Raw genomic sequence first — 15,491 nt, 5'->3', positions numbered from 1 at the left:
AAGATAGATTGGATGGATTGGATTTTATGACTGCTGCTCTCATTTTTAAGAAAAGAATCATAATTTGAATCCTATCTATCCTATCCATCCTGGTCCTGAATCAATCCGTCCAATCTGCGTTCATCTGCGTCAATCTGCGGTTGAAAATTGTGCTCCCAACGCCCCCAACTTCGAAAAAGAACGCCATTGTCCTCTCTGGGGTTGCAGAACTCGGCTGTCGAGGTGATGACAGGGCCGCAATTTCAATGAGCAAGAAACGGGATTTCATCAGAGACATCATCGCGGAGGATTTGGCTTCGGGAAAGCACGAGACCACCATCACGCGTTTTCCTCCGGAGCCGAATGGCTACTTACACCTCGGACACGCCCGGGCGATCTGTCTCAACTTCGGCTTGGCGCAGGAGAATGCGGCGAGTGGAGCGCGGTGCCATCTCCGTTTCGATGATACCAACCCGGCCAAAGAGGAGAGTGAATACGTGGAAAGCATCAAGCGCGATGTGGCTTGGCTGGGCTTTGAGTGGGGCGAGCATCTTTACTTTGCCAGCGACTACTTCGAGTTCTTCTATGATTGCGCAGTTCACTTGATCAAAGAGGGGAAAGCTTATGTCGATGAGCAGACTCTCGAGCAAATGCGCACCAATCGGGGTTCGGTGACCGAGCCGGGCATGCCCTCTCCCTTTCGCGAGCGGTCGGTGGAGGAAAATCTCGCTCTCTTTGCCGATATGCGCGAGGGCAAGTTCGCCGATGGGACGGCGGTTCTGCGAGCGAAAATCGATATGGCCGCGCCCAACATGAATATGCGGGACCCTGTTCTTTATCGCGTGATGAACGCGCCGCACCACAACACGGGCGACAAGTGGAAGATCTATCCGATGTATGACTTCGCCCATCCCTTGGAGGATGCCAAGGAGCACATCACCCATTCGCTTTGCACCCTGGAGTTCGAAGACCATCGTCCGCTCTACAACTGGGTGGTGGAGAATTGCCCAGTACCTGCCCAGCCACGTCAGATCGAGTTCTCGCGCCTCAACTTTACCTACACCGTGATGAGCAAGCGCAAGTTCATCGAGTTGGTGAACGAGGGGATTGTGGACGGTTGGGACGATCCGCGCATGCCCACCATCAGCGGCGCTCGCCGTCGGGGGATTCCGGCGCAGGCGATTCGGGAAGTCTGCGAGATCACCGGCATCACCAAACAAGTGGGAGTCACTGATATCGCGTTGTTGGAATTCGAGACGCGCAAGATTTTGAACAAGGAAGTGAATCGTCGCATGGTGGTGATGGATCCCTTGAAGGTGGTGCTCGTGAACTACGATGCCGATCGGAGCGAGACGGTTAAGGTGCCGAACAATCCGGAGGATGAAAGTGCGGGAGAGCGCGATGTGGCCCTGGGGCGCGAGCTCTGGATCGAGCGCGCGGACTTCGAACTGGAGCCTCACAAAAAGTATCACCGTCTCAAGCCCGACGGCGCGGTCCGGCTGCGCGGCGGCTACATCATCAAGCATGTGGGCCACGAGTTGAACGAGGCCGGGGAGGTCACCGAGGTTCATTGCGAATACCTCGAAGGCACCATTGGGCAAAATGCTCCGGAGGGAGTTGTCTGCAAGGCGGCTATTCACTGGGTCAGCGCGGCGCATGCGCAGGAAGCGGAAGTCCGCCTCTATGACCGCTTGTTCACGGCAGAAAATCCTGATGCGGCTGAGGATGGCTTCAAGAGTGTGCTCAATCCGAACTCGCTGGAGGTCGTGACTGGCGTGCAGGTCGAAGCGGCTTTGGCGGACATGGAGCCCGGAGAACGCTGCCAGTTCGAGCGCGTGGGTTACTTCGTTGCGGATAGCGAGGAGTATGTGGCGGGTGAGAAGCTGGTCTTCAATCGCACGGTGGCTCTTCGTGATTCTTGGGGTGGCGGGAAGTGAAGCGCCTCACTGCGAGTGGCCTCACTCGCTTCCATCTCGATTCGAGAAATCTTCTTTTTTCATCTTTTAAATAGCCGAAGTCCGTGAGGGCTTCGGCTTTCTGATGTCTGGGAGGACGCTTCTTGAGGTCGTCTGAAAAAGAAGAGAAGAGAATGGCTTTCGCGAAGTCTTTGCGCGAGTGGGGTGGACGTCTCGTCCACCCGTCAAACCCGATGAGTAGACGAGACGTCCACTCCACCAACCCCTCGGCAAACTCATATCAAGAACGCCCGCTTGGCTTCTTCTGACGGTCTCCCAAATTGGTGTTGGGAAAAAATATCGAGCCATGAGGCGATTTTTTGTAAGGATTACGTTCAGGAACCTAATGAAGAGATAACAACCCTCTTCAACATCACATGACAACGTACTCGCGCCATTTTCAAAAGGTAGGTCTGATCGGAAGCTTTGCTTTAGTCTTACTCTGTTCCAACTCTTCGCACGCTGACGAGGTTCACCGCTGGACTTTTGAGGACGGGACGGATTCGGTTGGAGGAGCCGATCTGGAATTCAACGGGGGAGGAGCACTTTATGACGGTCGGCTCTATCTGGATGGGAGTGACGATTTTGCGGTCACGAAAGCTCCGCTTTCCGGCGATTTGTCTGAGCGCACTTTGGTTGTTTGGGCAGGAGTTGATGACTTGGGGCAGGGAGGAGGCGGGGTTCTAACTGTGGTTGGAGGAACGGCTGCGACCGACCCTTTCGATGGGATTGTTTTTGGCGAAAGAGCGACCTCTCAGTGGATGAATGGCAGTAATAGTTTTCTGCGTTCAGTATCCAACAACGGGGGTGCTGCTGAGAGTGTGACTTCGCCGGAAACGGTGATGGTGGCGATTGTTTACGGTCCCGGAAATGAGATCACAATCTACCGCGAGGGGGCTCTTTATAGCACCAGTGGTGCGACGCAGGGCACGCGGCAGGATTATGCTGGCGGAACAAGTTTCGCGCACTTTGGACAGAGGCATACAGATGGGAGCAATCGCTTTTTTGAGGGCTTCATCGAAGAGGCGAGAATTTATGATGAGGCGCTTTCGGCGGTCGAGTTGGCGGCTTTGTATCAGGAAGGACCCTCGCAGAATTCGGCTCCGGCCCTTTCTCCTGCGGTGGGGACTCTTTTGGTGGAGGAATTAGATGCGAGTTCGAATCACTCTTCTTCCATCTCTCTCTCCTTGAGTTCGGTTTCGAGTGCGGGGGTGCAGATTGGTTATGGTGAAAGTGGACGAGCTGATTACTTTCTCAATTTTCCCTCCAAGGATGATGTTGCGGAAGGTGTTTTAGTGAGTTCGGTCGCGGCTTCCAGCTCTCGCATTACAAGTCAGACGGCTGTTTCGGAGGCTGGCACGGCTTCTTACCTTTTTCCGGATCGCTACTTTATTGCTACTCACAACGTGGAGCGAGGTGAAGCCAATCTCGATGTTTCCTTTGGGTGGTTTCCATATTCCGACTGGTTGGGCGCGGTGACTTCTGCTGAAACCGACGAAGGACCACTGCAAATCCGGTCTGCGGCGGGAGGGATTTTTCTCGGACAAGAGTTTCAAGATCTCGGGGGCGGAGTGAGTCGAGTGGACCTGACGAGCTTGGGCGATTTTTCGTCTTCGGAAGGAGTATTGCTCGTGAACGCTGCCGCGAATCTCGGAGACTTCGCGCTTTCCCAAGATCGGTCGGATGGAGGATTCGATGTTTTCGTGATGGATCCCAGGGATAATGCGGGAGTGTATACTCGTCGTCCGATCTCGTTCGTCTATCTCCCTATCAATGCAGTAGGGACTAGAAATCTGGAAGCATTGGGCCGGGTAGAGGGCGGAGGGACATCGGAGGTCCAAGGCGGACACTACACGGTGAGCAAGTCTGGTTCCGGGGCTTCCGCAGTTTGGCAGTTGGAGATTTACCAAGACGCCGCAAAGACGATCAAGCACACCTTTGAGACGGGTACCTTGCTATTGAGTAATGAGGGGGGAGGCATTAATAATATTGATAATCAAGTTTCCGCTGCATGGCACCAAGCATCGGAGAGCTGGCTGATCACCACCTATGATGTGAACGGCAATTTCGTGCAAGACGTGACGGGCTTTGAAGACGTCTTCAGTTTTGCTTTCTTCAAAGGAGTGCGCCCCACCATTGAGATCGATTCCACTGCGAGAACCTTTTCGGTTGATGCAGATGGCGATGGCATTTTCACCGATGAAGAAGGGGTCTTCCGTGATGACATGCCCTATGAGGTCGCGCTTCGTGGAGGGATCATGCACTTCATTTTCGGGCAGGATTTGATTCTTCAGCCCAACGATAGGGTGATTTGCAAAGGTGATTATCCCATCTCCCTGGTGGCGGCGCGTGACCTTGTGATTCCTGAGGGAGCCGTCATCGATGCCTCTGCTGATGGAGTGCTGCCCGGACCCGGGGGAGGTCTTGGTGGTGGCGGGGGAGCTGGTGGAATGGGCGGAGCTGGGGGTGATGGTTCGGTCACCGAAGGAGGAGATGGCCGGAATGGTGGTGATGGTGGAATTCTGGGAAGCACTGATGGGAAAGATGGTTTCGATGGCAACGATGGCAAGCTCGCTATCAGCAATGGAGGAGCACAGAATGGAGGATGGGGTGAGTGGGGTAGTGAAGGAGGGGCAGGACTGCCGGGCTTTGGGGCCTCGGGTGGTGGCGGGAGCTCTGATACTCTCGTTTACGGGCGCGGCGAGAGGGCTCTTTTCAGCAGCAGCGCCCACGGACCCGGAGGCAATGGTGGCAATGGTGGGGACTATAATTTTGTCGCCGCTGGGGCCAATGGCTCCAATGGGGGCGGAGGCTCTACCCTTGATGGCGGCGTTGGAGCCGCAGGGGGGGATGGACCGCGAGGGGGGCGTGGCCGGGGCGGTCGCAATCTTGGGAGTGGACTTTTGATTTCCGGCGGGGCCGGAGGTTCGGGCGGGCGAGGTGGTGCTGGTGGCGGAGGTGGCGCAGCAGGCGGCGCTGGCGGCGGCGGAGGAGGTGGTGGTGGAGAAGCCTTTCGGAATACAGGAAATGGAGAATCAGGGGGAGCAGGCGGCGATGGCGGAAAAGGCGGTGATGGCGGAGCGGGCGCGATTGGAACTGCAGGTGGTCAAGGTGGAGGCGGAGGAGGGGCAGTCGCTTTGACCGCTTATCGCTATCTGGTGGCCAAGGGGACCTTCGTCGCAACGGGGGGAGAAGGGGGCGCCTCAGAGGCACCGACAGCAATCCACATGGGGGCGTCGGGAGTAGATGGTGAGAATGGAATTGGCGGTATCAATCCTAGTCGTGGTGCAGGTGGCGACGGGGGAGATGGGGGAGATGGCGGAAGGGGTGGCGCTGGAGGTGATGGTGGCAATGGTGGCGAAGGTGGAGGAGGCTCGGGAGGAACCTTCAAGTTCGAGGGCCATCGCATCGATACCGACGGGGCTGTTCTGATTGTGACGGGGGGAACCAGCTTAGATACCGAAGGTCGGATTATTTTTTCCGAGTCCGGTCCCAATGAGCTTTTTGGCTACGATTTTGGGAGCAAGTTTGAAGACTTTGGAGGTTTGAGTGGGGCCAATCCTCACTTGGACGTTTTGACCGAGACTCCGTATTTGGCTTCCCTCCGGGGAGGGGCAGAAGTGGGTGGATTATTGAATGGCTTCAACGCCGGGGATTTCTCGGCTGTGGTTTCCGGCGCCCCTGGGGATGCCGTCCTCGCGGTGATGCGATCTGCTACTTTCGCGGGGGAGTCCTACCCGGGGTATGATTGGATTTTCTTGATCAATCTCACAGCCAATCAGCTGCAGTCTCCGGTCTTAGGGGCCGGTGATAGTGGCTGGTTCTCAAGCTTGATTGATGGCGGATTGGCCACTAAAGAGGCGTTTGGAGGGGCGGGCTCTTCGATCCATCCCTATCTGGAAGCTCATGGGGTCTATGCCACCTTGATTCCTTCGGAAGTGAGCTTTGTCGCCTGGGGCTTTGAGAATGGTCAGATTTTTCTCGAGGAGAGTGCTGATTTGGAGTTGGGGATTCTCGAGGTGGAGTATCTCACGACGCCCGGCTTCACCGTTGCGACCGTAATTCCGGATGCTGTTGAGGAAGACTTCATCAGTCCCGGTTACCCGGAAAGCGGGGACCGGTTGCTCTTCACTTCTACTGGAGAGCTGGAGGTCAATATCGTGCCCGCTGAGGCGGTCGCGGCGGGAGCTCGCTGGCAAGTCGATTCGCAGGGAGGGGTTTACCAGAGTGGAGAGCTTGTCCCCAATGTTCCTCTGGGCGTTCATGAGCTTTCCTTTCCCACCGTGCCGGGATGGCTGCCACCGCGCGGGAGTCGGGTCGATGTCGTGCCAGGTGGAATCACGACTACGGTGACGGTGACCTTCGACGAAGCTGCAAGCGCGACGATCGGAGCCATCCCTCCCCAGACGGTAGGAGAAAGTCAGGTGCTGGGAATGACCTTCGCTCCGGGCACGAGTTTGGAACTGGTCTCTGGTGCTCCGGAAGGGGCGTTGTTCATTACCGGGTCGGGTTGGTTTTACTATGAGCCTAGTATTGAAGATCGCAGTCCGTTTGAAGTTCGTTTTTCTTATGGCGGCGAAAGTCAGGTCGTGATGATTAGTCCTGAGCCAGACTTGTCGAATGAGCTGGAGATTCTTGCTCTGCAGCCGCAGCCAGAAAGCCTCCCTGATCCCGCTGGGGCCAACTACAATCAGATTCACAAGGCCAAGGGGGAGGCTTTGATGAATCTGAATTCTGAATCAACGAATACCCGAATCGTAACGATGTCGGGAAAGGAGATCCTGTTTCGCCAGACGGAGGATGGTCTCGATGAGGGACGGTTCTTTGAGGCCGTTGGTTATTATCAACAGGATGACGGCAGTGGTAATCTCTCCTGGGTGGGGCCAACTGCCATTGAAGAGTTGCGGATTTATGCTGAGACGGTGACCTTCGAGTCCGCGCTTCATGTTCCTGGGACGAAGGTGACAATTTATGCCAAAACGGTGAATTTTCCTACCGAGCAGGGGCAACTGATTACCACTCCTTTGGCGGATTCTCCAGGGAGCCGTTTGGATGCGGGAGATGTGACCATTCACGCTTTGGCGATTGAGGGAGTTCCCTCGGACCATCCTCGATTTGTGCTCAATGGTGGAGATTCAACCAACGGCTCCGGTGGGGCGGCTGGCATGCTGAAAACTCCATTCGAGGGGATGGCGCTCTTTGCGAAACTTCTGGGAGGAAATGGCGCTAGCGAAGGAGCCACGGTGCCGGTTGTATTGAGTGAATGCGAAGATCGGATTTCGGAGGAGTTTCGGGGTTACTCATGGCTACATCCGATCGCGGTTCGTTCTGCTCTGGCCTATGCCAAAGATCTCTATTTCTTAGGCTTTCTCACCGAAGCGGAGAGCGAGTTTCTTGCCTACAAACGCTATCTTTCCCAGTTGGGTGATTTTTCCCATCTGCCTGATGACGCCAACTACCCGGACGAAGTGGGATGTCCGGTCGATCCTTCGTTGGATTTCTTTCCAGATACTTTGGACGCGAGACTGGAATTTGCAGAATTGGAGGCTGATGTGGATCGTCACTTGGCCCGTTTGTCAGACAAGTTGGACTATTATGGAAATCCCGCGGGCTGGGTCCCTCTTCTCTCTCTGGAAACCAACTTTCTCCTCACTGACGCCTTCATCGACAATGCGATCGAGGCTTTGTATGTAAGCTACTGGATCAATCGGAGTTCTGATTTCATCGAAGAGCAGACCGCTGCTCTGAGCGAGGCTGAGGCTCAGCTGACGGCGGAAAATGGGCTCTTGAATGCGCAGATGGACTTCCTGTTAGGACAGAATCGCACTGGCGAGACTAGCGGTGAAATCTACGAGCTTCAGTTGGAAGAGAGCGAGCTGAATGATCTGATTGAGAGGCAAACCGAGCGCTTGCAGGAATTGGAGGCTAGGCTTTTGGAACGGGCGGAAGATCTCCAAGAAGAGGAAGATCGCAAGGAGGCTTGGAAAAAGACCGCGCGCACATTGGGTGCGGTGATGCAAGTTGTGCCGGTCGGGCAACCGGCCTTGGCTGCTGCGGGGGGCGGGCTCGATCTGGTCTCTCGCGTCGATGAGCAGGATTCGCTGGAGACTATTCTGGACGGGGCCTCGATTGTCGGAAGCTATCAAGTGGCCGACCTCAGAAAGAGTGCCAAAGACTTGGAAGAGTCCGTGGAGGCTCCTTCGCTGCAATCGACGACGAAGCAGGAGGCTTACAATGCACAGGCGAACGACCTTGAGCAAAAGTTGGGCTATCTGGACCAAGGTTATGATGATGGAAATGCTGAAACCTCGGATGACTATTTGGGGGTCAAGGAACTCCAGCTTTTCTTGGGGACTTATGAGGCTCCAGCAGACGAAATTGCGGCAATGCTGGAACAAGTAAAGGCCACGGACCCTCAGTTTGTCTCGATGGTGGACTCGATCAGCGAACTGATGAGGCGCAAGGAGGCCTTTGCCGCTCGATTGCTTTCGGCCCAGAACCAAGTGAGGGAAATTCCGGCTTTGGTCATGAAGAATGCCATTGCGATCGAGAGATTGGATCGCAGCGCGACGGACTTCCAAGGCGTGCTTGACCCGCAAGCTCTCTCAGTGGTTCGTGAGATGGAGCGGCGGGCGAAGGACCGCTTGCGAAAGCAATTCTATCTCCTCGCCAAGGCATACGAATATCGCCTAGTGGAGTCTTATCGACAGGGCTCAGGCGCAGCCTTCGATGCCGTGGATGTTTTTGAGAAAGTGGAGGCCATTATTCAGGCTCCCCAAGACTTGGTTACCTTCACTAACAGTAATGGAAACTTGGAAAGTGTCGTTCCCACTGCTACCGCAGCTCCCCATATTATCAATGCGGATGGATTCAGGGCCCTCGCTAGTATTTTTAGAGACGAGCTGTCGAAGATTTCGACTCGCATTGTCGACAATTACGATACGAGCGAATTTGAGCAGAATTGTGATCCTCTTGTTTTTGATGAGCGGGAATTGGAAATGCTCAATGGCAGCCTAGGCCAAGTGACAGTCAATTTGGAGAAATCAGGCAAGCTGGATGTTGGCAAAGAAATGCAAAGGATTCGCAGCTTGGTGTTAGACAACGTGAGCTTTTCCCTGACTCTGGACGGTCAACCGACCACTGCGGCAGCGATTGGGTTGACTGCCGGTTCGAAGGTCGAGATTCAAGTGGTTCATTCCGGTCGTTCAGTGATTACCCGCGAAGGTCAGCGCTATCTCTTCAATCACTACACCAGTGGGAGCGAGACTGAAAATCCGATTCGCTGGAAGTTCACCGTTGATCTGACAGAGGACAATCTGCCGGTTGCTAATGTGTCTTCTTTTGATTTGAGTTATGCCAGTGAATCGCTTCTCACTACCTTTCTTGGAGACGATGGCGACTTGAGTATTCAGAGGTTTTCCCGTCCGGGAGCTGCAGCCGATCTGGTGGTGAAGGTCTTGACCCCCGAGCCGGAATGGTCCGGGGCACCGGTTGGCGATGTCGGGGTCGTTATCGAAAGTCTGAACTTGTGCGCTGGAATTGATTTCTATGAGTCTACTGGAACCGAAGAGACTGAGATTCGAGTGCAAGATCCTGATGGCAATCCGTTGGATATTTTGCCTCGCTTCCGTTTCGACCTCGCGAATGGCCAGGCGCCGAATGAAGAGTGGGGCCGTCGCGATGGAATTGGTTCCATTACCCGTTCCTTCACCCCGGGTTCCTTTGAAATTCGTCCCCAAGAGTTTTATGGAGATGTGCTCACGGCGGGCGATGCCCAGCCCAATGGTTTCCGGTTCTCGCACTGGATTTCGCAGACCGGAGGCCGTATTCGCCAACAGGGGGAGTCATACCTCAACGCTTTTGGTCAGAATGCCATTTATAACAATGCACTCGGCGACTATCTGGCGGGGTCTTCGACGAATGGGGACGAGGCGAGCCGGACTCTGTTGGTAGATAATAATCAGAACAAGCGCTTCATCGCAGTCTATGAGTATGTGGGTGATACGGATCCTGCTGAAGTCCAGAGCATCGCGCTCGATCTGTCGGAAAGCAATGGGGTGGTGACGACCTATGTGGTCAACTTCGACGAAGCGGTTGCGGGCGTTCGGGCCGAGGATTTCATGGCGGTGGATGAGATTGGAGTTCTCGAGATTCTGTCCACCACGCGGATTGGCAATAGTTGGAAAGTCAAAGTGAATGGGGTGCCCACAAGCTTCGGGCTCGTTGACGATGATTCCATTCTCGATGCGGCCGGGAATTCGCTCGCCGGGTTTGGACTGGGTAATGGCGATTTTACCTATGATGGCGTTACAACCGTTGGGAGCCAGACTGTGACTCTAGCCCTAACAGGATTCGACGAAAATGGGGCTCCCGAGCTGCAGTTGATCGGGGCGGGAGATTCGAGCTGGCAGTTGCAGTGGTCTGCGGACCTGACGAATGAGGGCTGGACCGACTTGGAAGTGATGACTTTGGTTGATGGGAGTGCAACCACAACCGACAGCACTGCGAATGAAGAGACCAAGCGTTTCTATCGTGTCGTGGCAGTCGAGTGAGGGTGAAGAGCTTCTTGTGAATCGAGAGTTCGAAATCACGAGGCCTGTCACCGCTCCTCCTAGTCACGAAAGGCAGTTGCTATCAGTTTCTCTCCGGAGAGAGGCCTCGCTCTAGTGCCCGTGCTGTCCGCATGGGGAGTAAGGGGATTTCGCCCTTTCCTGAGATGATGAGAAAAGCCCCGCATCTCCAACGTGGGGCCTTTTCCGGAACGGTGCACTCGTGTTCTGCACGCTAAGTTCGTTACAGAACTCAATCTTCGTATTCCTAAATGAGACAGTACCTTCGGTGTCGAAATTTTGCGGTATCTCGGGTCTTTTTTCCAATGGCTGCGTTGTTCGTCAGTCATGAATTCCAATTCACTCCTTCTTCACGCCTTGCCCTTGAAAAAAAATCCCCTTCGGATTTCTGCAACGACCTTAGCGCGCAGGACACTAGCGCAGTCCTTTTGGCTTGCCCAGGATTTCAGCCAGCACGATGGCGTCTCTTGCTGAGGAGGGAGTGGAAAGGATTTCCTTCACCCGTGATTTCTGACGAGTGGCTCGCTTCGCTTTCTTGCCCAGTTGTTGAAAGTCCGAGGCGGCTTTCTTCTGCGCGTCGGTGAGAACGGTTCGCTTGAGGGATTTCTGCGCGGTCGCTTGAAAAGAACTTTGCGCTTTTTGCGACGAAGTTTGCGCGGGAACCGGGCGGTTGATGCGTGCCTTCCCGGGAACCGGTGGGAGTGGGGGAGGGGTGCGATTCAATTTTTCCTGAACCACCTCGGGTTCAGGATTGTTGCGGTTTTGCCGATCCAGAATCTCCCGCCGAGCCTCTTCATAGAGGTCTTCCAGGCTGTTGGAGCGGGGCTGCACGGTGTCCGCGCGCTCGTCGTAGTTATACTCCTCCCAATGCTCTGGCTGCTGTTGGCTGGGCTTTCGCCCCAGCACGTTCTCGAGGAACCATCGAATCACACCGATGACGATGAAGACGATGACTACAACGAGCTGGAAGGGAAAGTCGTCCATAAGGAAGAGGGAAAGGGGGCTGTTAGAGCTTAGGACTGCTCGCCCGCGATGGAGTTCCGCATGTCGGTATCCGCATTCACATTCTGATACTTCACGTAGTCCATGATGCCCAGATTACCGCTGCGGAAGGCCTCGGCAATGGCTTTGGGGATGTCGGCTTCGGCCTCTACAACCTTGGCGCGCATCTCCTGGGTGCGGGCGGACATTTCCTGCTCGCTGGCGACGGCCGCGGCGCGACGCATCTCGGCCTTGGCCTGCGCGACTTGTTTGTCTGCTTCGGCTTGTTCGGCTTGGAGACGGGCACCGATGTTGTCGGCAACATCAACATCCGCGACATCAATGGAAAGGATTTCGAAGGAAGTTCCGGAGTCGACGCCTTTTTGCAAAACGAGGCGGGAGATGGAATCGGGATTCTCGAGCACCTCTTTGTAGGAATTGGCCGAACCTACCGAGGTCACGATGCCTTCACCGACGCGGGCAATCACGGTCTCTTCAGTCGCACCACCGACGAAGCGCTCCAAGTTGGTGCGGACGGTGACACGGGCACGGACATTGACCGCGATACCATCTTTGGCCACCGCGGTGATCTTGGAAATTCCGGTGTTGGGATTCGGGCATTCGATCACCTTCGGGTTGATCGAGGTGCGCACCGCTTCCAAGACGGTCTTACCGGTGTCCTTGGTGGCGAGGTCGATGGCGCAGGCGCGGTTGAACGGGAGAGGGATGCCCGCCTTGTCTGCCGCGACGAGAGCCAGCACCACGTTGGTGACATCACCACCGGACAGGTAGTGGGCCTCGAGGTCATCGGTGGAAATCTCGATGTTGGCCTTCGAGGCGGTAATACGGTTGTTCACGATCAGGGCGGGGGGCACCTTTCGTAAACGCATGAAGAGGAGGTTGAAGAAGCCGACCGGAGCTCCCGAGACCCGGGCCTGCAACCAGAGATTGAAGAAGTTAATCATCAAGAGGAGGAAGACGAGACCGACTACTCCAGCGACTGCTAAGAAAATGATTTCCATATTGCAGAGCTTATCCCTTGTCGGGCTGCTTGCAACGAAATCCGTCAACTCGGGCAATTGGTTTTGCGACATGGCTCGAAGTCGGGTTCACTGGGCGGCGTGAGGACGATTGGAATGCTGGCAGGGAAGGGACTCTATCCGACCGCCTTTGTGGATGGGGCGAGGCGGCAGGAGGAACCGATGCGGCTGGTGACCATGGCCTTCACCGGAGAAACGGATCCGGCCTTGGCTGATTCCGTCGATACCCTCGATTGGTGTCGCGTGGGTCAGCTGGGCAAGATCATCAAGTTTTTCAAAAAGGAGGGGGTCAGCGAGATCGTGATGGTCGGCCAGATCACCCCCAAGAACCTCTTCGAGTTTCGTCCCGACCTCCGCATCACGATGGCGATGGCCAAGCTGAAGCAGCGCAACGCCGAGACCCTCTTCGGCGCTTTGGCGGACGAGTTCGCCAAGGACGGCATCACCGTGCTACCTGCGACGACTTTTCTCGATCACTTGCTTCCGCCCGAAGGCCCGGTCTTGGGGCGCGCTTTGTCCGAGGAGGAGTTGGAAGCCGCGCGCTATGGTTTCGGCATCGCCAAGGAAACCAGCCGGCTCGACATCGGGCAGAGCGTGGTGGTTCGCGAGGGCACGGTGCTGGCGGTGGAGGCCTTTGAGGGAACCAATGAGTGCGTTCGCCGTGGTGGGGCTTTGGGAAAAGGCAAGAAGGTGATCCTCGCCAAGGTTTCCAAACCCAATCAGGACATGCGCTTCGATGTGCCGGTGATTGGTCCCGATACCATCCGCAATTGTGCGGAGGCCGGGGTGGGTGCCATCGCCATTGAGGCGAAAAAGACCCTCGTTCTCGGTTGGGAGGAAGCGGCGGAATTGGCCAAGAAGCTGAAGGTCGGCGTGGTCGCTTTGTAGAATTCTCGGCGCCGGTTGCTGGTTGGCTCAAAGAGACAAGAGTTCGCCAATCAGGGACAAGAACTGAAAGAGTTTTTGCTCGGTCTCGTTTGGAAAAGGTCTTCTAATCGACACCCTCCCTATGAGCAGCCGCCTATTTCTCTTCTTATTCGCCCTTCTTTCCACTTTAGCCCACGGCCAAGAGGGAGGGGCACTGGAAGGCAAGCGCCCCAACATCGTGGTGATTCTCTGTGATGATTTGGGTTACGGTGATCTGGAGTGCTACGGGCATCCTCATATCAAGACTCCCCATCTCAATGCTCTGGCGGAGAGCGGGATTCGCTTCACCGACTTTTATTCTGCCGCGCCCGTGTGTTCTCCTTCGCGGGTGGGACTGATGACGGGGCGTAATCCGAACCGTGCCGGTGTTTACGATTTCATTCCTGGAAACAAGGACATCTATCTGCGTGCCTCCGAGGTGACCTTTCCCCAACTGCTGAAAAAGGCAGGTTACGCGACTTGTCTCTCAGGGAAGTGGCACTGCAACGGCAAGTTCAACAACGATGCCCAGCCCCAACCCGATGCCGCCGGTTTCGACCACTGGTTCGCGACTCAGAATAATGCCAGTCCTTCACATGCCAACCCAAGAAACTACGTGCGCAATGGCGAGGAAGTAGGAGCCCTGGAAGGGTATTCTTGCCAAATCGCGACCGACGAGGCCTTGGGCTGGATTGAGAAGCAGCAAAAGGCGGATGCCGAGCAGCCCTTCTTTCTCTATCTCGCCTTTCATGAACCCCACGAGCCCATCGCTTCGCCCGAGAGTCTGGTGAAGGACTACCGCGAGGACGCTCGTCAGGAAGAGGAGGCCCTCTACTTTGCCAATGTGGCCAATGTGGACGCGGCGGTGGGACGGCTGCAGGCGAGGCTGGCGGAGATGGGGTTGACCGATGATACGCTCGTGATTTTCAGTTCGGACAACGGGCCCGAGACTCTTCTTCGCTACCAGCGGGCCAAGAATTCCTTTGGTTCGGCCGCGCCGCTGCGGGGGATGAAGCTTTGGACCACCGAGGCTGGATTCCGCGTGCCGGGTATTATGTCTTGGCCGGGAGTGATTGCGCCCAAGCAGACCGAAAAAGCAGCATTCTCCAGTCTCGACTTTTTCCCGACCTTTTTGGAGTTGGCCGGCGCCGAGGTTCCCCGCAACCGAGCCCTCGATGGCACCAGTCTCTTGCCCTATCTCGGCGGCGGAACTTTAGAGCGGGAAAAGCCTCTGCTGTGGGTTTTCTACAATGCCCTCAACGAGCGCCGGGTGGCGATGCGCCATGGCGATTGGAAGCTCATGGCCAAGCTGAACCTGCCGCGCTACAACTCGGTCAACGAGAAGATTGCCGAGAAAGTGAAGAGCGCGACGCTTTCCGATTTCCAGCTCTTCAACCTCACCTCCGACGTGCACGAGGCTAATGACTTGTCAGGCGAAAAGCCGGAGAAATTGGCGGAATTGAAGACTTTGGTCGAGAAGGAATACACCGCCCTCGTGGCTGACTCGCACGTGTGGGAGGCTCCCAAAGCTGAGGCCAAGAAAGCGAAGCCCAAAAAGTAGAGGCGATTGACTCTCTATAGCCGAAAAGGCATCTATACACTTCTAGAATGCAATGAGATCGTCGCGAATACTCTTCTCTCTTCTCGCGATTTTTCTAATGCTGGCGGCCTTTTGGCTTTGGAATGAAAATCAATCTGGTTCTCGTCTATTGGAGAAGGGAAGTAACGAGTCTGGCGCTAAGAATGGCGGAGGGCCTTTTGACCCAGCGGAGGAATCCCGTCTGCCTACAAAGAGCCAAAGGTTGAACGGAAAATCTCAATTGGATGCCGTTAACTTGTTAGAGCTGTCCGAGGAGGAAATGGGTTTCTTTTCGATCCCGAGCGAACTCTGTGATGTTTTAGCCGAGGCCGTAGGGCAATTAGGTTCCGAATATTCCAACCTTGTCATTGAAACAGGGCGATCAAGCTAGGGAAAGAATACGTTCACGGTAGCTTTGGTTCATCAGTGCTTGGAAACGTTTTTTTGGAAGACTCTTCACTGTTCCCGTATCCATATTGAG

At 55.4% G+C, this 15,491-nt stretch carries 6 protein-coding genes; 4 read left to right on the top strand and 2 right to left on the bottom strand.

Going from position 1 to position 15,491, the window contains the following annotated elements; genetic code table 11:
* Positions 1-245: 245 nt before the first annotated feature.
* Both IE099_RS16625 and IE099_RS16620 read left to right on the top strand, forming a co-directional pair.
* On the top strand, positions 246-1,916 hold the full coding sequence (locus IE099_RS16625; RefSeq protein ID WP_189572392.1) for a glutamine--tRNA ligase/YqeY domain fusion protein: 1,671 nt from the start codon (positions 246-248) through the stop codon (positions 1,914-1,916).
* A 395-nt stretch (positions 1,917-2,311) separates the two neighbouring features.
* On the top strand, positions 2,312-10,486 hold the full coding sequence (locus tag IE099_RS16620) for a LamG-like jellyroll fold domain-containing protein (RefSeq protein WP_189572389.1): 8,175 nt from the start codon (positions 2,312-2,314) through the stop codon (positions 10,484-10,486).
* A gap of 432 nt (positions 10,487-10,918) precedes the next feature.
* Here IE099_RS16620 and IE099_RS16615 read toward each other — a convergent pair whose 3' ends face one another.
* Both IE099_RS16615 and floA read right to left on the bottom strand, forming a co-directional pair.
* Complete coding sequence (locus IE099_RS16615; protein WP_189572386.1) at positions 10,919-11,488, bottom strand: hypothetical protein; 570 nt, start codon at positions 11,486-11,488, stop codon at positions 10,919-10,921.
* Positions 11,489-11,517: 29 nt separating this feature from the next.
* Entirely contained in the window at positions 11,518-12,507 is a 990-nt protein-coding gene (gene floA, locus IE099_RS16610) for a flotillin-like protein FloA (RefSeq protein WP_189572384.1), read from the bottom strand.
* Between the two features lie 99 nt (positions 12,508-12,606).
* On the opposite strand from floA, the gene IE099_RS16605 reads away from it, so the two are divergent.
* Both IE099_RS16605 and IE099_RS16600 read left to right on the top strand, forming a co-directional pair.
* Positions 12,607-13,413 carry an LpxI family protein gene (locus tag IE099_RS16605; protein ID WP_229809558.1) on the top strand — a complete coding sequence of 269 codons (807 nt, stop codon included), beginning with the start codon at positions 12,607-12,609 and terminating at the stop codon, positions 13,411-13,413.
* 121 nt (positions 13,414-13,534) lie between these two features.
* Positions 13,535-14,992, top strand: a complete 1,458-nt coding sequence (locus IE099_RS16600) for a sulfatase family protein (RefSeq protein ID WP_189572380.1) — start codon at positions 13,535-13,537, stop codon at positions 14,990-14,992.
* Positions 14,993-15,491: the final 499 nt, after the last annotated feature.

Origin of the sequence: Roseibacillus persicicus (assembly GCF_014651675.1) — a bacterium.
Taxonomy (GTDB): domain Bacteria; phylum Verrucomicrobiota; class Verrucomicrobiia; order Verrucomicrobiales; family Akkermansiaceae; genus Roseibacillus; species Roseibacillus persicicus.
This window is presented reverse-complemented; position numbering and strand designations above follow the sequence as displayed.